The sequence below is a fragment of the Proteus vulgaris genome (genome assembly GCF_016239305.1).
Lineage (GTDB): Bacteria > Pseudomonadota > Gammaproteobacteria > Enterobacterales > Enterobacteriaceae > Proteus > Proteus vulgaris_C.
In genome coordinates this window covers 162,881-182,793 of the sequence record NZ_JAEHOQ010000005.1, presented here as the reverse complement: position 1 = coordinate 182,793, position 19,913 = coordinate 162,881, and the positions used below count along the sequence as shown (strand labels likewise).

Sequence of the window (19,913 nt, the reverse complement as noted above, 5' to 3'; positions counted from 1 at the left end):
GTGCTGTGACGGCTAATAATCATTTGGTGCTAACTGGCACAGTGTGCAAGGCATTAATTCGAAAAGTTAGCCCCGCTGGGATCCCGCACTGTCAATTTGTTATTGAACATCGTTCAATGCAAGAAGAGGCGGGATTAAAAAGACAATCATGGTGTCGAATGCCCATTATTGCTAGCGGGAAAGCGTTACAAGCAGTTACTCACAGTATAACGGTCGGCAGCCAAATCACCGTTTCAGGATTCATTAGTAGCCATCAGGCGCGAAATGGATTGTTTAAATTGGTGCTTCATGCCGAGCAGATTGAATTGATAGATTCTGGAGACTAGCCATATGGCACGTTATTTCCGTCGTCGTAAGTTCTGCCGTTTCACAGCAGAAGGCGTACAAGAGATCGATTATAAAGATATCGCTACGCTGAAAAACTATATCACTGAAAGTGGTAAAATTGTACCAAGTCGTATCACCGGTACTCGTGCAAAATACCAGCGTCAGCTGGCTCGTGCTATCAAGCGCGCACGCTACCTGTCTTTATTACCTTATACTGATCGTCATCAGTAATAGGTATATAGTCCATTAATGACTTGTAGAGGATAAGGTAATGCAAATTATTCTGCTTGATAAAGTAGCGAATCTGGGTAGCCTGGGTGATCAGGTTAACGTAAAATCGGGCTATGCTCGTAACTATTTAATCCCACAGGGTAAAGCTGTTTCTGCGACTAAGAAAAACATCGAGTTTTTCGAAGCGCGTCGTGCTGAGTTAGAAGCTAAATTAGCTGAAACTTTAGCAGCAGCTGAAGCTCGTGCAGCGAAGATCAATGCACTGGGTTCTGTCACTATCAGCTCTAAAGCGGGTGACGAAGGTAAACTGTTTGGTTCAATCGGTACTCGTGACATCGCTGATGCAGTAACTGCAGCTGGCGTTGAAATGTGTAAGAGCGAAGTTCGCCTGCCAAATGGCGTTCTGCGTACTACTGGTGACCACGAAGTTCACTTCCAAGTTCACAGTGACGTATTCGCTGAACTGAATGTTATCATCGTTGCTGAATAATCTTTGATTAAACAGTTAATGTTGATAAAGAAAACGCCAGCTTAGCTGGCGTTTTTTTTGAATGAATTTAATCTTTTTACCTTAATTTCTATGGAGTGCGGTAATAACTTCCATCACTTAAGCGTGTGTAAGTAATGACAGTACCTGCACTGTTTGTCACTTCCAGCATACTAACATCGCCTTGTGGATTGCGTTGTAATCGAATTGCCTGCCCTGAACGTAGTTGGCTTAATGATTTTTGTTGATCTTCAGATTTTGCCATAGAGAAAGCATCATTTACTGGCAGTTGATTATCTCTAAAGAGTTGCGCTAAGGTTTGCCCTTCTTTAATAGTATATGTTTGCCATTTTTGTGCAGATGTTGAAGTGGGCTCTTGTGGTCGCGCTGTTTGATCAATGTCTTCATCTATGTTGTTTGTCGTTGATGAATTCTCAATAGAAAGCTCCGTTCCTTGATCGGCGTTTAAGCTATCCTGTGCTTGAGGGATCGGTGCTTGATAAATTGGATCTTCGTTAGTGACTGATGGTGCAATTGGTACAGGAAGATCTTGCGTCGATGATGACGGTTGAGGTGGCTCACTATTATTTTCACTTGTTGGCCAAAAAAATAAGACCAACAAAACCACGGCAATAACCAGTATTGCTCGACGATGTAAGCCAGGGAATTTGCCCATATTCACCTCGTTATTGATCTGTGAATCAGTATTATGAATTGCTGTAACATCTTTTTTATTCCTTGTAGCCATACTAGCACGAACCATGATCCTAACCTGCTCCCTGAATTCTTTTCAGAATTATCTATTCGCTCTAACCATTAATGTTCTTCATTTCCTTGATGGTTAACTAAAAATAGCTTTATACGTTGATAAGCATTTTTATCGGTTTCTATGGTTAAGGCTTGTGTTAATTCAGCATAAAGATCATGAGGCAATAATGTATCAGACCAAGTTGAAAGAACATTCAGCGCCATATTTCTATCACGCAATGTTGGGCTACGTAACTGCCGTTTGATGAGTGACCAGCCGATACCGGGAAAACCACCAAGATCTTGCATAATGTATTCAACGGCATGATGAGGCTGATATTCAGAGTCAGTAGCTATTAATGGATCATTTGTACTATTTAATTGTGTTAATTCAATTTGTTGTTCTGCAAGTTTGACTACTCTTTCTATTTTATGAGAAGCATCTGTTTGCATTAACTGATGCCACCAGTCTGCATTGGGATTATCTTTTTGCAGTGAAAACAGCAATTCCCAAATATCAAGACGAAGAGATTTTGCTACTAAACTTGCTTGGTAATTTTTTGAGCGAGAAGGATGTTGTAATGCTTCAATAATGAGTGTTGACCACTCTGGTTTTTGAATAATATTTTGTGAGACAGACATAATTTGCTGTTGACCATGGTCATTCCACCCTAACGTTTCGAGTAATAACCAATCTTCACCACTATTTTGTACAAAATCAGCGATTTCGCAGACACAATGAAGCAATCTTAGCTCTTTGGGTGGCAATGCATCGACTTGTGAAATAAATGCTTTGCAAACTTGAGCACCTTCAATGTAATCATAAATATCTTTTGCTGGGCCACCATTAAGCAATGCACGCAATAAATCACTACAACCTAGTAGCAGTGTGTTATCTAAAGGATGCGTATGTAGCATTTCTAATAATTTGCCTTTTGTTACACAGTCATAAGCGACATATTCTGTCATTACATTATTTTTATAGCCTTTAGTGAGTAACCAATAACGATTATTTACCGAAAGTGTTGTTGGCAGAAATTCAATAAATTGAATACGTCCCCAGCCCTTAGTACGTTGGCCAAGTGAATATAAAAAAGGCTCAAATTCTTCACAAGAAAGGCGTTTTTTTAGTGAACGAATAGCATAGAGTGTAAATTCAGGATGAAGAGCAAATAATAAAAGCAAACGCTGAGAAGTATTATCATGAAATGATCCTAACAATCCTAAAGCAATTTTAACGGGATTCTTATCAGGACTCAGTTTTAATATCCATAAGATCAATTGAAAATAGATCTCATTTTCAAACAATGCTTCATCTTGTTCTATTTGGTCAATCAAATGGGAAAGATAAGTTATCGGGGCGAGTTTATCCTGACAGGCTATTGCATAAAAAGAAGTGACATGATCTTTATCGGGTAAAAGCACAACATGTTTGATTGCGTTATAGAGTGATAGGACGAATTCCTCACACGATTGTTGTGACGGTTGTTGTTCAATCGCGCGGCCTATCCGTTGATGCAGAATAATGCCTTCGCGAGCTCCTGCTGACCAACTGAAAGGAATAGACTCATTGTTTGATTTATCTTTTAAATGGCTTTCTGACAATAGATTTAATTCATCAGGTAAAGGCATATCGCCTATTTCATAAGGAACTAACAGTGAAAAAAGCGAAGGGGCAGAAGCGGGAAAAACGTTAGGAAAGTCTATATTAAGATCGATAGACAGAGGTGACTTATTGAAAAGCTTATCACGCCAATTAGTCATAATATGTCCTATTTGTTTTGCCGTCTTAGTATAACTCTAGCGGAAAATAGAAAAATTGGATAAAAAAAGGCCAGAAAATCCACTTATATCACTTAAAAAGTACACACTTAAAACAGCCTCCTTTTTCTTAAGATAAAAAATAGACTAAAAAAAACTGGTCAATGAAATTAAAAAACGTTACATTACTGTGATTCAATATTGTTATATTATAACATTACATTATAGAGTTGGGGTTTTATATGAAACCAGGCATTCATCCACAATATCGAACTGTCATTTTTTATGACACAAGTGCAGATGCTTACTTTAAAGTAGGTTCAACCATCAAAACGGAAAAAACGATAGAGTATGAAGGGGCAACTTACCCTTATGTCACGTTAGATGTTTCTTCTCAATCTCATCCATTTTATACCGGTAAGCAAAAAACACATTCTCAAGAAGGTAATGTGGCGCGCTTTAATAAACGTTTTGGCCGTTTTGTTAAGTAAAAAGGAAAGAAAAATGCAGGTATTAAGTTCATTAAAAAGTGCAAAACAGCGTCATCCTGATTGTAAGATTGTGCGTCGCCGTGGTCGCCTTTATGTGATTTGTAAGTCAAATCCGCGTTTTAAAGCAGTTCAGGGGTAAAATCATGCAAAGACCGATACTTTCTTGTGTTTTGATTATGGGATTGTTGAGTAGCACGATGTCTGTTTTAGCTCATGGGCATCATCATGAAAAAGTACAAACACAAGCACAAAGAGATGCTGCTAATGGTATTTTTGAGGACAAGGATGTTCTCGATCGTCAACTTAGTGATTGGGAAGGAGTATGGCAATCCGTTGAACCTTATCTTCGTAGTGGCGAATTAGATGAGGTTTTACAGAAAAAAGCAGAAACTAAAAAAGATAAAACGATTGAAGAATATCGTGCTTATTATACTCAAGGGTATAAAACAGACATTGATATGATTGGTATTGAAAATAATATCATTGAATTTCATCAAGGTGAAAAAGTAGAGCGTTGTGAATATCACTATGATGGCTATCGTATTTTACATTATGGATCAGGTAAAAAAGGAGTGCGTTATCTTTTTCGCTGTGATGATGCCAAAAGCCAAGCACCAAAATTTATTCAATTTAGCGACCACATTATTGCGCCAGAAAAAGCGGAACACTTCCATTTATATATGGGTAATACATCGCAAGATGAATTACTTAAAGAGCTAAGTAACTGGCCAACTTACTATCCTTATTCTATGAAAGCAGATGATATTGTTCATGAAATGCTTTATCACTGATTTAAATAAAATAAATAGAAAATGAAATAATAAAAATCTTCAGCAAAGGAATGCTGGATTTTTTAAATTAATTACGTGATATAAAAAAATTGAAGATATATAAATCTGATTTCATATCTTTATATTAAATAAAGGATTTTTAATATTTTTTAATAATAAGAAAAAATAGCAAGGGAAAAAGCAGTAGCATCCATGCTGACTTACTTTTATGAGTGGAGTAAAGATTATTTATAATCCTTGGCAGAGATACTTCATCTCCATATAGTCTTCAATACCATGTTCGGAACCTTCACGGCCTAAACCTGACTGTTTAATACCACCGAATGGCGCCACTTCATTGGAAATTAATCCCGTATTAATCCCCACCATGCCGTATTCTAGATTTTCGGCAACGCGCCAAATACGCTGTGGATTTTCACTATAAAAATAAGCGGCTAAGCCATAAATGGTGTTATTGGCTAAATGCACCACTTCATCTTCATTTTCAAAAATAACTAAAGGTGCGACAGGGCCAAAGATCTCTTCTTCAAGAATATGGCTATCAGCGGGCACATTGCCGATAACAGTAGGTTGGAAAAAGTTTTCACCCGCTTTATCACTTTCTCCACCACAAAGCAGTGTTGCACCCCGTTTGAGTGTATCGGCAAGCAATGATTGTGATTTCTCAATAGCTTTACGGTTAATCAGAGGCCCAATAGTGACACCTTCTTCAAAACCGTTACCGACTTTAAGTTTTTTAACAGCGACGACAAAACGCTCACTAAATTGTTGGTAAACATCTTTATGGATATAGAAACGGTTAGCACAAACACAAGTTTGTCCTGCATTACGGAATTTAGCACCCATGGCACCTTCAACCGCTTTATCAATATCTGCGTCGTTAAATACGATAAATGGCGCATTACCGCCTAATTCTAAAGAGACTTTTTTTACGCTATCAGAACATTGACGCATTAATAAACGTCCAACACCCGTAGAGCCAGTAAAACTTAATTTGCGAACACGATTATCAGAGGTAAAGACCTCACCAATTTTAATAGCATCACCAGTGACAATATTAATAACACCAGCTGGAATACCCGCTTGAGTTGCTAATTCAGCTAAAGCTAGAGCGGTATAAGGTGTTTCATTGGCCGGTTTAATCACCATAGTACAACCCGCAGCTAATGCAGGTGCGGCTTTACGGGTGATCATTGCAGCAGGAAAGTTCCAGGGCGTGATGGCGGCACAAACACCAATACCTTGTTTAATCACCATCAAACGTTTATCAGCAGAAGGTGAGGGTATGATTTCACCGTTGGTTCTTTTACCTTGTTCAGCAAACCACTCAATAAAAGAAGCTGCATAAGTAATTTCGCCTTCAGCTTCAGCAACAGGTTTTCCTTGCTCAAATGTCATTAATTCAGCAAGTTTTCTCTTGTTTTCAGTGATTAATTTAAACCAATTTTGTAATAATACGCTACGTTGATGAGCTGTTAGTGCACGCCATTGGGGTAAGGCTTTTTGTGCAGCATCAACTGCCATTATTGCTTCTTGCGTTCCCATATTAGGAACAGTACCCAAAAGTGTGCCAGTTGCGGGATCAATGACATCAACCGTGTCGTTATTTTTAGCGTTACACCAAAGGCCATTAATATAGCCTTGTTCGCGGAAATAGGGGTTTGTCGTTATCTTCACTTAATACCTCTCTGAACACATCGATACTTGTCATACTTCAAGCCACAGGGGATTAACTATGCTTAGCGAGTCGAGTGACATCGCTTTATATGCCTCTCCGCCTGACTATAACTTGAATTATTTAGAGTATATATATTGATATTTATAGATTTAGACAGTTTTATGCCTACTTATAAGTATATGCTTGTGTTGCGATGTTGTGAAAATAAGTATGGCAAATCACACTAAAAAAGTGCTAAAAACAGGATAACTAGAGTCAATTGTTTAGGTTTTTAACGAATAATTCCCATTACTCAAGACAGAAGGTTTACGCTGTACCTTACCACTGTTATTCTTGGGATTAACTTTCATAAAAAACGGTATTTTTCATGTCAAAACCATCATTTGATTCTATCGAATCACAGGCAAGTTACGGTATTGGTCTGCAAGTCGGTCAACAGCTGACTGAATCAGGTCTTCAAGGATTAGAGCCCGCAGCACTGTTAGCTGGCTTGACCGATGCATTAGAAGGTAATGCGCCTTCTGTACCTGTTGAAACATTACACAATGCCTTACGTACTATGCATGAGCGTGCTGAAGCTGTTCGCCAAGAACGCCAAGCAGAACTGGCTGATGCAGGCAAAATTTTCTTAGAAAAAAACGTAAACAATGAAGGCGTTCAAGTTACTGAATCAGGTTTACAGTATAAAGTACTGACAGCGGGTGAAGGTGCTATCCCTGCACGTACTGATCATGTTCGTGTTCACTACACAGGTCGTTTAATTGATGGCACTGTATTTGATAGTTCTGTTCAACGCGGTCAGCCAGCGGAATTCCCTGTAAATGGCGTTATCGCAGGTTGGATTGAAGCATTAACATTAATGCCAGTAGGCTCTAAATGGGAATTATATATTCCTTATCAATTAGCTTATGGCGAACGCGGAGCAGGTGCGGCTATTCCTCCATTCGCAACATTAGTATTTGAAGTAGAATTATTAGAAATTTTATAATTTCTTATTCTGCGGTAAATAAGAGTAAAAAATAGCCGGTTTTGCCGGCTATTGTTGTCTCTATACTAAAATAACGAGATAGTAGGGTAATTGATTTTTATAAGAGAAGTGATCATGCTTATAGAAATAAGAGAGGTGCATTATGTTAGAACAAGTCAGCAAATTAGCCCGCCAAGCCGGTATGGCGATAATGCAGATTTATCAGCAATCCGAGCCGATCCAAGTGCAGGAAAAAAGTGATAATTCACCTGTTACAGAAGCAGATTTAGCCGCTCATCAAATTATCAAACAAGGACTTGCTTCTATTGCTCCTGATATACCTCAATTATCTGAAGAAGATCCACCTGAATGGGAAGTTCGCCGTCATTGGGATCGGTATTGGCTAATTGATCCATTAGATGGTACTAAAGAATTTATCAGTAAAAATGGTGAGTTTACGGTAAATATCGCCTTAATCGAAAAGGGTATTCCGGTTTTAGGGGTAGTTTATGCACCAGTGCAAAATGTGTTATATGCGGCTGCCAATAAAAAAGCGTGGAAAGAGGAGTGTGGCCAGCGATTACCCATTCATGCAAGTCGGGCAGAACCCCCTGTGATAGTGATCAGCCGTTCTCATCAAGATGATGAGTTAAAAGAGTATTTATCACAGCTAGGTGAACATCAAACGGTCGCCGTCGGCTCATCTCTAAAATTTTGTCTTGTTGCAGAAGGTAAAGCCCAGCTTTATCCTCGTTTTGGACCCACGCATACGTGGGATACGGCGGCAGGTCATGCCATAGCGATTGCTGCTGGCGCACATGTCACAGATTGGAAAGGGGTAACGCTAGATTATTCCCCAAAAGAGTCGCTGATAAATCCAGGATTTAGAGTATCTATATTTTAGCATGTAGAGAGGCGGTCGGAGCCTTTTGTTTAATAAAGGCTCCGATATCTCACATTATTCTTTAATTAAATCATTGATAAGATTGATAGCTGTGGTTATCTCAGCACCACTTAATACACCTTCTTTCACAAAACGTACTTTGCCTTGTTTATCAAGTACAACAATCGCTGAGTTCTCTTTTTCTAACCCCCAGCCTTTTAATGCTGCACCATCGGCATCAACAATAAATTGTGACCAAGGAAACTCTTTTTTACTGTCTTCAACACTGCCACGTACAAAGGGACCTGTACCAAATACTGCATCATCTGTATTAATGATTGTCGTTGTTTGATAACCCGCTTGCGGGAATTTGGCCAATTTAACGGCTTCAATAAACGGCGCATTCATCTCTTTTGCCTTACTACGTCCTGCTATATGCTGAACCGTACGTACTTTTCCACTAAGCTGACCACTGTTCCAATTTTGGTAGCTAAACTTATCTTTGGCTGTGTCATAAAGTAGTTCACCTTTGTCATTAATGGTGACGGCTGGAAGTACGGTATTTTCAGTGATGTTATGGGCAAATACCCATGTTGATGTGCTAAGTAAAAGTGCAGCTAAGGTGAGTTTGTGCATAGCCATAGTCCTATTATTGAGATGACGTTAGGTTCTATTTAAGCATAGAAGCTAGTGAAGAATAATACCGCATTTTTGATACATTTATTTAACATTGAGAGGGTAAGATATTGCTTACGTTATCTTGATTTACATTCTTTTCTGTCAATAAATGTAAAAATAGATAAGAAAATTAAATAAGTTGAACCTAGTACTTATTATTAGGTCTTTAAATTTGATATATAAAGATAAGTCTTTATGACTTATTAAACTCAACAACGAGCATGGGAGACTAACTGAAAGATGAAAATCTTCAATCGCTATAACCCTGAAAAAATTGCTCTCTACGTTAAGACATTATTTCGTGGACGGTTTTACATCAAAGGAATGGGTGCATTTGAATTTGATTACGGCAAAATTTTACTGCCAAAAATAAAAGACAAGCTACATTTTAATGTTATGAGTGAGGTAAACCAGCAGGTTATTTTACTTAAGGCTGAAATGGGTTAACTTTTATCTGATAGATAACTGAGTCTTTCTCTTTGAATTTTCAGATAAGACTCAGTTATTAATTTCGCTCAGTTACTAACTAATCAGCAATTTTATTCTCATCTTTTTTGATTTCGACTTCCGTAGTTGTTGTCTGTGTAACAGGAACATACTCCTGTAAGACAGGTTTAACGGGAGGAATATCATCAATCTTTGTCACAAGTAATTGATCAATTTTATAATTATCAATATCGACAACTTCAAACTTATACCCTGAAAACTTCACATAATCTGTGCGTTTGGGGATTTTGCGTAAGCGAAACATCATAAAACCAGCAATAGTTTCGTAGTTACTTGAATCAGGGAAATCATCAATATCAAGTGCACGCATCACATCATCAATTGGTGTACCACCTTCAACTAACCATGAATGCTCATCACGACTGACAATTTGCTCTTCTTGTCCTGGTCCAATCAAGTCGCCCATCAATGTTGTCATCACGTCATTTAGCGTAATAACACCCATTACCATGGCGTATTCATTGAGGATAATGGCAAAATCTTCACCTGATGTTTTAAAGCTTTCTAACATATCTGAGAGTGTTAATGTATCAGGAATAATGAGCACTTTGCGGATATGAACGCCTTCATTGAGGTTTAGGCTTTGTCCATTGATAACTCGATTAAGAAGCTCTTTAGAATCTACATAACCAATAATATGGTCGATATCACCTTCACAAACTAAAAATTTAGAGTGAGGCTGGGTGGCAATTTTTTCTTTAATATCGTTTTCAGTTTCTTCACGATCAAAATAAACCACATCTTCTCGAGGGGTCATTGCAGAAGGAACGGTGCGTGATTCTAATTCAAAGACATTTTCAATGAGTTCATGTTCTTGTTTACGTAAAACCCCGGCAACAGCCCCTGCTTCTACAATGGCGAAGATATCATCAGAAGTAATATCTTCATTTCTGACCATCGGGATTTTAAATAGTTTGAAGATGAGATCAGCCATGCCATTAAATAACCATACCAAAGGGCGGAAAAAGGCAAGGCAGAAACGCATTGGATTAACGATTCTTAATGCGATGGCTTCAGGCTTAATCATACCAATACGTTTTGGTGTTAAGTCAGCCAGTAAAATAAACATTGATGTGACAATAATAAAAGAGCAGATAGATCCAAGTTGCTGCGCTAGAGGCTCTTCAAAAAATTGTAGGTAGAAACTTTTTAGTGAAGGAGAGAATGCAGACTCGCCGACGATACCCGCCAAAATGGCAACAGCATTTAATCCAATTTGAACGACAGTAAAAAACATGCCTGGCATTTCTTGCATTTTTAAGACGCGGGCAGCGTTAATATTGCCTTCATCAACGAGTTGTTTGAGTTTAATTCGACGAGAAGCGGCAAGAGAAATTTCAGACAGCGAAAAAAAGGCGCTGATAGCACAAAGCAAAAGCACAATGAGTAAACTATTAAGCATATAAGGCTCACATCACCCCAAGTATTTAATCCAAAGGGCAATACTAGAGTGTTAAAAATAGAAGATAAATCAATATATTGTGATGGATTTGTTCACAAAAATAGATAAGAGGACGAAATTATATCATCGCCCTGCTATTTTCTGCTAGTGTTACTTTTCAGGAGGAAAACAGATACCTATCCCACCTAATCCACAATAGCCTTGTGGGTTTTTGTGTAAATATTGCTGGTGGTAATCTTCAGCAAAATAAAAAGGGCCAGCTGGCTGTATTTCTGTCGTAATTTCCGCTGTTGCGCCTTGAGCATTCATTGCTTGTTGATAACGTTTTTTTGACTCAATAGCTTGCTCATATTGCTCTGTGTTAACAGTATAAATGGCAGAACGATATTGGCTGCCAATATCATTACCTTGGCGCATACCTTGTGATGGATTATGATTTTCCCAAAAAAGAGCCAGAAGTTGTTGGTAGCTAATTATTGCAGGGTCAAAAACAACTCTCACCACTTCACTATGGCCAGTTAAACCTTGGCAAACTTGTTGGTAAGTTGGATTTTCTGTTACACCACCGCTGTAACCGGCGCTTGTTGAGTACACACCGGGTTGTTGCCAAAACAGACGTTCAGCGCCCCAAAAGCAACCCATGGCAAAATAAGCGATACTCATCTTTTCGGGAGTGTTATTAATGGAATGCCCATTTACTGCATGATTAGCAGATATTTCTAATGGTGTCGAGGTACCCCTTAAGGCATTCTCTGGTTGGTAAGCTTTATGTTGCAAGGTAGACTCCATTTTTTATATTTGTAAACGCTTTACTATGGTAAAGGCTTAATATTGTTATAAACTAAATCTACAATAAAGCTTAAAACAGTTTTTCGTCAATTCATCACATGGATTAAATCATATTGAGGAGAAAACGTGCCGAGATACTCCGTTATCTACGTTCTCTGTCTGTCTTTTATCGCGCCTGTTACCTATGGGGCAAGTTTGCGTTTAAAAGTAGAAGGTTTAGAAGGGCAACTCGAAAAAAATGCGCGAGTCCAGCTATCAAACATTACAACAGAAGAAGTTGCACCTGACGGGCGTTTTCGTGCGCGTGTTGAAAAAGCAATTCAAGAAGGACTTCGACCTTTAGGCTATTATCAGCCTAGTGTGACATTTTCTTACCAAGAAAATACACCGCCAACACGTTCTGTATTAACCGCTAAAGTTGAACCTGGTATTCCTATTTTACTCAAAGGGGTCGATATTGTTCTTGAAGGTGGTGCGAAAACCGACGAACAATATGCTAAGGTAATTAAAGAAAATACGCCCCCTCTTGATAGTGTTTTAAACCATGGTGATTATGAAAAGCTCAAAGGCTCATTAACAGGGCTTGCTATCCGTCGTGGTTACTTTGATGCAGAAATGGATAAAAGTCAGTTAGGTGTTTCTTTAGATAACCATGCTTCGTATTGGGATTTTGTCTTTAATAGTGGAGAACGTTATCGCTTTGGCAAAGTGAATTATACTGGCTCCCAAATCCGTGAAGACTATTTACAAAATATTGTTCCTTTTAAAGAAGGGCAATATTACGCGTCTGAAGATCTTGCTGAATTTAACCGTCGTTTAGCAGCTACGGGATGGTTTAACTCTGCGGTTGTTACTCCTGATATTGCAAAAGCACGAGCCGAAGGCTCTCATCTTTTACCGATGAGCGCTGTTGTCACTCCGCGTTCTCGTAACTATGTAGAGCTTGGTGGTGGTTATGCCACTGACGTTGGCCCTCGCCTTAATATGCAGTGGGATAAACCATGGATGAATTCGCGTGGTCATAGTTTAACTTCCAACATTAGCGTTTCGCAACCTGAACAATCTATTGGTGCAAACTATAAAATTCCACTTAAAGTCAATCCATTAGAGCAATATTATGGTGTTCAAGGTGGTTTTAAACGTACCGATTTAAATGACACTCGTTCTGATACCACAACATTAAATGTGTCTCGTAATTGGGATATGTCTACTGGCTGGCAATACAGCGTGAATACACGTTGGAGCCTCAGCCACTTTACCCAAGGTGAAGTTACAAATACCACTATGTTGCTTTATCCTGGTGTTACAGCCAGCCGTGTGCGTCAACGCGGTGGCATGATGCCTTATTGGGGAGATAGTCAACGTTATACATTAGACTACTCTAATAAAATGTGGGGCTCTGATGTCGAATTTGTTGCATTTCAAACACAACATGTCTGGATCCGTTCACCTTGGGAAGGACATCGCTTTGTTGTAAGAGGTAATTTTGGTTGGATTGAAACGAATGCTTTTGAACAAGTTCCCCCAGAGTTACGTTTCTTTGCTGGGGGGGATAGAAGTGTTCGTGGCTTTAAATACCAAAGTATTTCACCAGAAGATAGCAAAGGTAATTTAACCGGGGCATCAAGGATGCTCGTTGGATCGGCAGAATATCAATATAACGTCACGGGTAATTGGTGGAGCGCTGTCTTTATTGATAGTGGTGAAGCCGTTAATGATTTTACTCGTAGTGATTTTAAAACAGGTGCAGGTGCAGGTGTGCGCTGGGCATCACCTGTTGGGCCAATTAAATTTGATTTAGCACTACCAGTGAGTGACGTTGATAAACGTAGACTCCAGTTTTATATCGGGTTAGGAGCAGAGTTATGATAAAAAAGTGGTTGAAATGGATTGCGTTAACACTCCTTATCATTATTTTGCTTACATTTGGCGCTGTAGCGTGGATCTTAGGAACACAATCAGGTTTACATTTTGCCATTAATAGCGCTGCACGTTGGGTGCCGGGTTTGGCTATTAAAGATGTAAATGGTGGTTGGCAAGATCTACGTTTAACGGGTGTTGAATATCAGATGCCCGGTGTTGATGTTAATGTTGGTGAATTATCATTAGGATTACGTTTAGCGTGCCTGACGGATAAACAAGTTTGTGTTGATACATTAGGGACACGCGATGTGATTGTTAATGTTGATACAAGTGCTTTCCCTCCATCTGAAGAAACTCCACCATCAGAGCCTTTAACTGAGCTTAATGCTCCGTTACCTATCTTTTTAAACTCGCTTTCATTAGAAAATACACATGTGAAGATTGACGATATGGCAATCTCGCTGGGCGAGTTTAAAACAGGTGCACAGTGGGAAGGTCGCCAAGTTACATTAAATCCAACCGTTATTAATGATTTGCTGGTGGCGTTACCCAAAACTCCGGAAGAAGGCAGTATTGAAGGCGTTGCCCAAGATGCAAAAGAAGTCGTAAGTGCGAAACCTCAAGCTGAACCTAAAACACCAAAAGAAAAAGAGCAGGCAATAGCAGACACAATTAAAACGATTTTTGCTAAGCCATTATTGGCTGAGTTACCTGAAATTATTATTCCTGTAGATATCAATATTGAAGGTATTGAAGGTAAGCAATTACAAGTGAGTGGGGATGCTCCAGTTACTATCAATCAATTATCTTTTGAGGCAAAGACTCAAGGTAAGCAAATTAATCTCACTCAATTGCGTGTTGATGCGCCAGAAGGTGAAGTCAGTTTAAATGGGGGGATCACGCTTGATAAACAATGGCCTGTTAATTTAGATATCAACGCAACCATTCGTGATGTTGCGGGGCTTGAAGATTTTAAAGATCAAAAAGCGACACTTTCTTTGCAAGGTGCGTTACTTGAAGAGCTTAAATTAGCTCTCTCGTTAACCGGAACAGTAACAGCTACACTTGATGCACAGGCTGAGCTCGCCAAGCCACATCTTCCATTAAAATTAACCCTAGAGAGTCAAAAAGTACGTTGGCCATTAACTGGGGATGTACAGTATCAACTTAATGACACTCGATTACGTCTCAATGGTCAGACGGATAATTACGATCTTTCATTGCGTTCTGATATCCAAGGTCAGGAGATCCCTCCAGCCAAATTAATGTTGGATGCAAAAGGTAACGAAGAAAAAATAGAGTTAACACGTCTGCGTTTAGCAGCATTACAAGGTCATGCTGATATCACGGGTGTTGCTGATTGGAGTAAGGCAATTAGTTGGAATGCATTGCTCACTATTTCAGGAATTAATACCGCAAAACAGTATCCTGATATGCCAGCCAAATTAGATGGGCATATCGCTACAACGGGAAGCCTGTATGGTGGAAGTTGGCAATTACGTGTTCCTGACATCACTTTAGATGGCAATATTAAAAATAATCTTATCAAGGCGAGAGGGAATGCCTATGGTAATGATTCTGGACAATGGAATATTCCTCAATTAAATCTGATACTGGGTAAAAATAAGCTTGATATCGAAGGACATCTTGGTGACAAGTGGGCATTAGATGCCAATATTAATGCACCAGGATTAAATGGTTTAGTGCCAGGACTCGCAGGCGTTGTAAAAGGTAAGGTGAATATTCGAGGTGATATTAATGCACCGAAGATTATTGCTGATATCAACGCTCAAGGTATTAAATGGCAAGATCAAGTGAGTGTTGAATCTATTACGATTAAAGGCGATGTTCAGTCTGATAAAGAGATTGGTGGTAAACTGGCGATTACTGCACGCCAGTTAAAACAAGCTGATTTAATTATCCGTAATTTAACGTTAGATGCAGCAGGTACAGAAAAACAACATAAACTCACGTTGAAAATGGATGGTGAGCCTGTTTCCGGTGGGCTGACATTAGCGGGCTCATTCGATAAAGAGAAACAACAGTGGAAAGGAACGCTAAATAATACGGCTTTTGATACCCCTGTGGGTGAATGGCGTTTAAATAAAGCAATGGCACTGAATTTGCTGGCAGAAAAGCAAGAGATTACGATTGGTTCTCATTGCTGGGTGAACCCAAATGCACAAGTCTGTGTTCCTAACGCGATAACTGTGGGTGAAAGTGGAACGGCCGCAATTACGTTAGCACGTTTTGATTTAGCAATGATAAAGCCGTTCTTACCACCTGAAACTTCTGTTCGAGGTGTATTTACAGGGGATGCCACTGCAACATGGAACTCAAAAGGCGGATTACCGAAAGCATCTGTCAATCTAAAAGGGCAAGGTGTTGCGGTAAAACAGAATATTGAAGGAACGATTTTACCTATTGATTTCGATGTCATTACCTTAAATGCGGGGATGAATAATGGTAAAGCAACATTGCAATGGCTGATTAGCATTGCGGGTAATGGTAACTTTAAAGGTAATGTGCATGTTGCCGATCTTGAGAAAAAGCGCCAACTATCAGGTACGGTTGATATTGATAATTTGACATTAGATTTAATCAAACCGTTCTTAGGTAAAGGTGAAATTGCTCAAGGGAATATTGGTGCTCAATTACGTTTAGGGGGAAGTGCTCAATCACCACTGTTATTTGGTCAATTCGGGATTAATCAATTAAAAGTGGTCGGGCATTGGATCCCATTTGATATTACTAAAGGTAATGTTGATATTCGATTTAATGGAGCAACATCGGACTTAGGTGGCAGAATTGAAACCCCAGAAGGTTACTTAAATCTTACTGGAAATGCAGATTGGCGTAAGTTAGATGAATGGCGCGCAGTGGTGGCCGCTAATGGTAATAAACTACGAGTATCATTACCTCCAATGGTGCGTATTGATGTTAATCCTGATCTCGTTTTTGAGGCTAGTCCTCATTTACTGAAATTAGATGGTCGTATTGATATCCCTTGGGCTCGTATTGTGGTTCAAGAATTACCGGAGTCAGCGGTATCAGCATCTTCTGATGAAGTGATGCTAGATAAAAACTTGCAACCTATAGCACCAAAAGAGACATCGATTCCAATTCAAAGTAATTTAGCGATTAATATTGGTGATGATGTGACGCTGGACGCATTTGGACTTAGCGCCCGATTGACGGGAACACTTAAAGTCAATCAGAATAAACAAGGGCTAGGTTTAAATGGGCAAGTTGATATTCCAAGAGGGGCATTCAAAGCCTATGGACAAGACTTACAAGTACGTAAGGGGCAAATCTTGTTCTCTGGACCTGTTGATCAACCTTACTTAAATATCGAGGCTATTCGTAACCCAGATAATACTGCAGATAATGTGATTGCGGGGGTTCGAGTAACAGGGCTTGCTGACCAGCCTAAAGTGGAAATTTTCTCTGAGCCGGCTAAAACACAACAAGAAGCATTATCTTACTTGTTAAGAGGCGAAGGTCTAGACAGTGGCGATGCTGATTCATCACAAATGACAGCAATGCTGATAGGATTAGGCGTTGGTCAGAGTGGTCAGCTTGTAGGGCGCATAGGTGAAACCTTTGGTGTTTCGGATTTAGCGCTTGATACACAAGGTGTGGGGGACAACTCACAAGTCGTGGTCAGTGGTAAGATAACGAACGATCTACAAGTGAAGTATGGAGTGGGTATATTTGATTCGCTAGCGACGTTAACCTTACGTTATCGCTTGATGCCCAGGTTGTATTTACAAGCAGTGTCTGGTATGAATCAGGCAATAGATCTGCTTTATCAATTTGAGTTTTAAATTATATGCGAATTATTGTTTATGGTAGTTTACGGCAAAACCAAGGTAACCATCACTGGATGACGTATGCGCAACTTTTAGGTGAGCATAAGTTAGTGGGGTACAAACTCTATGACTTAGGGTTTTACCCTGCGGTTATTGAAGGCGAAGGAGAGATAGAGTGCGAAGTCTATCGGATAACCCCCTCTATCCTGACAGAGCTTGATGAATTGAAAAAGAACGATCAGGATTACAAGCGACAACTGATTTCAACGCCTTATGGCAGTGCTTGGATCTACCTTTATCAAAAGCCTGTGGATGGTTTACGTGAAATAAAATGTGGTGATTGGCTAAAGCGCCACGAAGAAGAGTAATCAGTTATTACCCTTTTACTCAATATTATACAAAAACGGCTTGATAGAAATATTGAGCCGTTTTTATTTTTATAAAAAAAGAGAACATTTTTAATAGAAAATAGTATTTTTAATTAATCGTTGTTTAATCTAATAAAATAACTTAGTGATTTATACATTAATGGTAGTTGCAATTACTCTCACATTGATAGGTGATGGATTGCTTGTAATGAGCTTGAAACAAGGAGCAACGTCATCATAAAAAAAGCCCTTCAATAAAATGAAGAGCTTATTTATCAGTTAGTTATTCTGATAATGTCAGAATTATTTTTTAGCGCGTTCGAAAGAAGACAAAATTTCAGCTTTAGCGGCTTCTACATCTTCCCAACCGTCAACTTTAACCCATTTGCCAGCTTCTAAATCTTTGTAGTGCTCAAAGAAATGTTTGATCTGTGCTTTTAGCAGTTCTGGTAGATCAGTCACATCTTTAATGTGATCGTATTCTTTGCTCAGTTTAGTGTGTGGTACTGCAACCAGTTTCGCATCTTCACCTGATTCGTCAGTCATTTTCAGTACGCCAACAGGACGGCAACGAATAACTGAACCTGGTTGTAATGGGTATGGAGTTGGAACCAGAACGTCTACTGGGTCACCATCTAAAGATAATGTGTTGTTGATGTAACCGTAGTTGCATGGGTAGAACATTGCGGTTGACATAAAACGGTCAACAAACAGCGCACCACTTTCTTTATCAACTTCGTATTTGATAGGATCAGCATTTGCTGGAATTTCAATAACAACATAGATATCTTCTGGTAGTTCTTTACCAGCAGGAACATGATTCAGGCTCATAAAAAATTTCCTATAAAAAAATTAATTTTACGTGGCCTGTAGTATAGCGAAAAGTTTTTAACAATACCCGTTTTTTGCCGAACATGTTGCGTTCTGACGTAAAAATAAGCAGTAAATAAAAAGAAGTTCTATTTTCAAAGATGAAAAAACCGGACGAAAAAGAAGCCCGGTTTATCTATCTTGGTGCTAGACCAATGAATTAATCTTCGTCTGGATATTGTGCCATAAAGCTTTCAGCTTGCTCAACCATCGATTTAGTACCTACAAAGAAAGGCATACGTTGGTGAAGCTCTTTGGGTTCGATATCAAGAATACGTTCTTTACCATTACTCGCTTTACCGCCAGCTTGTTCTGCTAAAAACGCCATTGGGTTACATTCATAGAGTAAACGTAATTTACCAGTAGGGTGGCTTGCTGTGCTTGGATAGATATAAATGCCCCCTTTTAGTAAGTTACGGTGAAAATCAGCGACTAAAGAGCCAATATAACGTGTGGTATAAGGGCGATTAGTGGCTGCATCTTGTTCTTGGCAATACTTAATGTATTTTTTAACACCCAATGGAAATTTGATGTAGTTGCCTTCATTGATAGAGTACATATTTCCTGTTGGCGGAAAATGTACACTTTCATGAGATAGGCAGAACACACCCAAAGAAGGGTCATAAGTAAAGGCATGAACACCACAACCTGTAGTATAAACTAACATGGTTGATGAACCATAAACGACATAGCCCGCAGCAACTTGACGATGACCTGGTTGTAAGAAGTCATCTAATGTTACAGATTGGCCAATAGGTGTAATACGGTGGTAAATAGAGAAAATTGTCCCGACGGAAACGTTTACATCAATATTCGACGAACCGTCTAAAGGATCCATTAGTACAACATACTTAGCATTTTCAGCACGATCACCTTCAAAGATTACAATGTCATCTTCTTCTTCTGATCCGATACCCGCAACTTCACCACGTGCTTTTAATGCCGCTTTTAGTTTCTCATTCGCGTAAAGATCCAGTTTCATCTGGGCTTCACCTTGAACATTAGAAACGCCGTTAGTACCCAGAATATCGACTAACCCTGCTTTATTAATATCACGGTGGATAATTTTAGCCCCAAGCTTAATTGCCGAAAGTAATGCAGTAAGTTCGCCAGTTGCATGGGGAAAATCTTGTTGTTTCTCGACGATAAATTCGCCTAATGTTTTCATGACGCAGGTCCTGAATGTGAGTGGGTAAAGTAAAAAAGGAGGAAAATCTCCTTGGTGGTGGCAAGTTTAGCCAAAGAATCGAATGATTCAAAG

At 39.2% G+C, this 19,913-nt stretch carries 20 protein-coding genes; 12 read left to right on the top strand and 8 right to left on the bottom strand.

What is annotated here, in order from left to right; translation table 11 throughout:
- Positions 1-5 precede the first annotated feature (5 nt).
- From priB to rplI, 3 genes are read left to right on the top strand one after another with little or no spacing between them, the layout of a single operon-like run.
- Positions 6-326 carry a primosomal replication protein N gene (priB, locus tag JEP40_RS05515; protein ID WP_036939458.1) on the top strand — a complete coding sequence of 107 codons (321 nt, stop codon included), beginning with the start codon at positions 6-8 and terminating at the stop codon, positions 324-326.
- Positions 327-330: 4 nt separating this feature from the next.
- On the top strand, positions 331-558 hold the full coding sequence (gene rpsR / locus JEP40_RS05510) for a 30S ribosomal protein S18 (RefSeq protein WP_000135199.1): 228 nt from the start codon (positions 331-333) through the stop codon (positions 556-558).
- 40 nt (positions 559-598) lie between these two features.
- Positions 599-1,048 (top strand): 50S ribosomal protein L9, encoded by a 450-nt coding sequence (rplI, locus tag JEP40_RS05505; protein WP_023583606.1) that lies wholly within the window; start codon positions 599-601, stop codon positions 1,046-1,048.
- 88 nt (positions 1,049-1,136) lie between these two features.
- On the opposite strand, the gene JEP40_RS05500 is transcribed toward rplI, so the two are convergent.
- Both JEP40_RS05500 and JEP40_RS05495 read right to left on the bottom strand, forming a co-directional pair.
- The gene (locus tag JEP40_RS05500) at positions 1,137-1,808 is read right to left on the bottom strand and encodes a LysM-like peptidoglycan-binding domain-containing protein (protein WP_198622772.1); all 672 of its coding nucleotides are present in this window, start codon (positions 1,806-1,808) and stop codon (positions 1,137-1,139) included.
- Between the two features lie 53 nt (positions 1,809-1,861).
- Entirely contained in the window at positions 1,862-3,556 is a 1,695-nt protein-coding gene (locus JEP40_RS05495) for a hypothetical protein (RefSeq protein ID WP_198622771.1), read from the bottom strand.
- Between the two features lie 239 nt (positions 3,557-3,795).
- Between JEP40_RS05495 and JEP40_RS05490 the strand changes: the two genes are divergently transcribed.
- The 3 genes from JEP40_RS05490 to zinT are packed head-to-tail and all read left to right on the top strand — an operon-like array spanning position 3,796 to position 4,835.
- Positions 3,796-4,044, top strand: a complete 249-nt coding sequence (locus tag JEP40_RS05490; protein WP_198622770.1) for a type B 50S ribosomal protein L31 — start codon at positions 3,796-3,798, stop codon at positions 4,042-4,044.
- Positions 4,045-4,057: 13 nt separating this feature from the next.
- A complete protein-coding gene (gene ykgO, locus JEP40_RS05485; protein ID WP_198622769.1) occupies positions 4,058-4,183 on the top strand; it encodes a type B 50S ribosomal protein L36 in 126 nt (41 codons plus the stop codon).
- A 4-nt stretch (positions 4,184-4,187) separates the two neighbouring features.
- Positions 4,188-4,835 (top strand): metal-binding protein ZinT, encoded by a 648-nt coding sequence (gene zinT / locus JEP40_RS05480; protein WP_198622768.1) that lies wholly within the window; start codon positions 4,188-4,190, stop codon positions 4,833-4,835.
- Positions 4,836-5,063: 228 nt separating this feature from the next.
- Here zinT and JEP40_RS05475 read toward each other — a convergent pair whose 3' ends face one another.
- Positions 5,064-6,512 carry an NAD-dependent succinate-semialdehyde dehydrogenase gene (locus JEP40_RS05475; RefSeq protein WP_198622767.1) on the bottom strand — a complete coding sequence of 483 codons (1,449 nt, stop codon included), beginning with the start codon at positions 6,510-6,512 and terminating at the stop codon, positions 5,064-5,066.
- A gap of 368 nt (positions 6,513-6,880) precedes the next feature.
- Between JEP40_RS05475 and JEP40_RS05470 the strand changes: the two genes are divergently transcribed.
- Both JEP40_RS05470 and cysQ read left to right on the top strand, forming a co-directional pair.
- Positions 6,881-7,501: an FKBP-type peptidyl-prolyl cis-trans isomerase gene (locus JEP40_RS05470; protein ID WP_198622766.1), complete on the top strand. Its 621-nt coding sequence runs from the start codon at positions 6,881-6,883 to the stop codon at positions 7,499-7,501.
- 142 nt (positions 7,502-7,643) lie between these two features.
- Positions 7,644-8,384, top strand: a complete 741-nt coding sequence (gene cysQ / locus JEP40_RS05465; protein ID WP_006535732.1) for a 3'(2'),5'-bisphosphate nucleotidase CysQ — start codon at positions 7,644-7,646, stop codon at positions 8,382-8,384.
- Between the two features lie 54 nt (positions 8,385-8,438).
- Here the strand turns inward: cysQ and JEP40_RS05460 are convergent, their stop codons facing one another.
- Positions 8,439-8,999 carry a YtfJ family protein gene (locus tag JEP40_RS05460; protein WP_198622765.1) on the bottom strand — a complete coding sequence of 187 codons (561 nt, stop codon included), beginning with the start codon at positions 8,997-8,999 and terminating at the stop codon, positions 8,439-8,441.
- 282 nt (positions 9,000-9,281) lie between these two features.
- Here JEP40_RS05460 and JEP40_RS05455 point away from each other — a divergent pair, with 282 nt between their 5' ends.
- Positions 9,282-9,488, top strand: a complete 207-nt coding sequence (locus JEP40_RS05455) for a DUF1107 domain-containing protein (RefSeq protein WP_036939412.1) — start codon at positions 9,282-9,284, stop codon at positions 9,486-9,488.
- 79 nt (positions 9,489-9,567) lie between these two features.
- On the opposite strand, the gene JEP40_RS05450 is transcribed toward JEP40_RS05455, so the two are convergent.
- Positions 9,568-10,950 carry a hemolysin family protein gene (locus JEP40_RS05450; RefSeq protein ID WP_198622764.1) on the bottom strand — a complete coding sequence of 461 codons (1,383 nt, stop codon included), beginning with the start codon at positions 10,948-10,950 and terminating at the stop codon, positions 9,568-9,570.
- A 150-nt stretch (positions 10,951-11,100) separates the two neighbouring features.
- Positions 11,101-11,739: a peptide-methionine (S)-S-oxide reductase MsrA gene (gene msrA, locus JEP40_RS05445; protein WP_198622763.1), complete on the bottom strand. Its 639-nt coding sequence runs from the start codon at positions 11,737-11,739 to the stop codon at positions 11,101-11,103.
- Between the two features lie 126 nt (positions 11,740-11,865).
- Here msrA and tamA point away from each other — a divergent pair, with 126 nt between their 5' ends.
- From tamA to JEP40_RS05430, 3 genes are read left to right on the top strand one after another with little or no spacing between them, the layout of a single operon-like run.
- The gene (tamA, locus tag JEP40_RS05440) at positions 11,866-13,608 is read left to right on the top strand and encodes an autotransporter assembly complex protein TamA (RefSeq protein WP_198622762.1); all 1,743 of its coding nucleotides are present in this window, start codon (positions 11,866-11,868) and stop codon (positions 13,606-13,608) included.
- Positions 13,605-17,429, top strand: coding sequence for an autotransporter assembly complex protein TamB (tamB, locus tag JEP40_RS05435; RefSeq protein ID WP_232799160.1), 3,825 nt, complete (start codon positions 13,605-13,607; stop codon positions 17,427-17,429). Before tamA ends, tamB begins: the two co-directional genes overlap by 4 nt.
- A 5-nt stretch (positions 17,430-17,434) precedes the next feature.
- On the top strand, positions 17,435-17,782 hold the full coding sequence (locus JEP40_RS05430; RefSeq protein ID WP_023583593.1) for a gamma-glutamylcyclotransferase family protein: 348 nt from the start codon (positions 17,435-17,437) through the stop codon (positions 17,780-17,782).
- Between the two features lie 303 nt (positions 17,783-18,085).
- Here JEP40_RS05430 and ppa read toward each other — a convergent pair whose 3' ends face one another.
- Positions 18,086-18,613, bottom strand: a complete 528-nt coding sequence (gene ppa / locus JEP40_RS05425; protein ID WP_166540294.1) for an inorganic diphosphatase — start codon at positions 18,611-18,613, stop codon at positions 18,086-18,088.
- Between the two features lie 199 nt (positions 18,614-18,812).
- Positions 18,813-19,820, bottom strand: a complete 1,008-nt coding sequence (gene fbp / locus JEP40_RS05420; RefSeq protein ID WP_198622761.1) for a class 1 fructose-bisphosphatase — start codon at positions 19,818-19,820, stop codon at positions 18,813-18,815.
- Positions 19,821-19,913: the final 93 nt, after the last annotated feature.

Coding starts and splice junctions, on each gene's coding strand:
- ykgO (WP_198622769.1), top strand. CDS start 4,058: ATGCAGGTATTAAGTTCATTAAAAAGTGCAAAACAGCGTCATCCTGAT.
- ppa (WP_166540294.1), bottom strand. CDS start 18,613: ATGAGCCTGAATCATGTTCCTGCTGGTAAAGAACTACCAGAAGATATC.
- zinT (WP_198622768.1), top strand. CDS start 4,188: ATGCAAAGACCGATACTTTCTTGTGTTTTGATTATGGGATTGTTGAGT.
- msrA (WP_198622763.1), bottom strand. CDS start 11,739: ATGGAGTCTACCTTGCAACATAAAGCTTACCAACCAGAGAATGCCTTA.
- JEP40_RS05455 (WP_036939412.1), top strand. CDS start 9,282: ATGAAAATCTTCAATCGCTATAACCCTGAAAAAATTGCTCTCTACGTT.
- cysQ (WP_006535732.1), top strand. CDS start 7,644: ATGTTAGAACAAGTCAGCAAATTAGCCCGCCAAGCCGGTATGGCGATA.
- JEP40_RS05490 (WP_198622770.1), top strand. CDS start 3,796: ATGAAACCAGGCATTCATCCACAATATCGAACTGTCATTTTTTATGAC.
- JEP40_RS05430 (WP_023583593.1), top strand. CDS start 17,435: ATGCGAATTATTGTTTATGGTAGTTTACGGCAAAACCAAGGTAACCAT.
- JEP40_RS05500 (WP_198622772.1), bottom strand. CDS start 1,808: ATGGTTCGTGCTAGTATGGCTACAAGGAATAAAAAAGATGTTACAGCA.
- JEP40_RS05470 (WP_198622766.1), top strand. CDS start 6,881: ATGTCAAAACCATCATTTGATTCTATCGAATCACAGGCAAGTTACGGT.
- fbp (WP_198622761.1), bottom strand. CDS start 19,820: ATGAAAACATTAGGCGAATTTATCGTCGAGAAACAACAAGATTTTCCC.
- rplI (WP_023583606.1), top strand. CDS start 599: ATGCAAATTATTCTGCTTGATAAAGTAGCGAATCTGGGTAGCCTGGGT.
- rpsR (WP_000135199.1), top strand. CDS start 331: ATGGCACGTTATTTCCGTCGTCGTAAGTTCTGCCGTTTCACAGCAGAA.
- tamB (WP_232799160.1), top strand. CDS start 13,605: ATGATAAAAAAGTGGTTGAAATGGATTGCGTTAACACTCCTTATCATT.
- JEP40_RS05495 (WP_198622771.1), bottom strand. CDS start 3,556: ATGACTAATTGGCGTGATAAGCTTTTCAATAAGTCACCTCTGTCTATC.
- JEP40_RS05450 (WP_198622764.1), bottom strand. CDS start 10,950: ATGCTTAATAGTTTACTCATTGTGCTTTTGCTTTGTGCTATCAGCGCC.
- JEP40_RS05460 (WP_198622765.1), bottom strand. CDS start 8,999: ATGCACAAACTCACCTTAGCTGCACTTTTACTTAGCACATCAACATGG.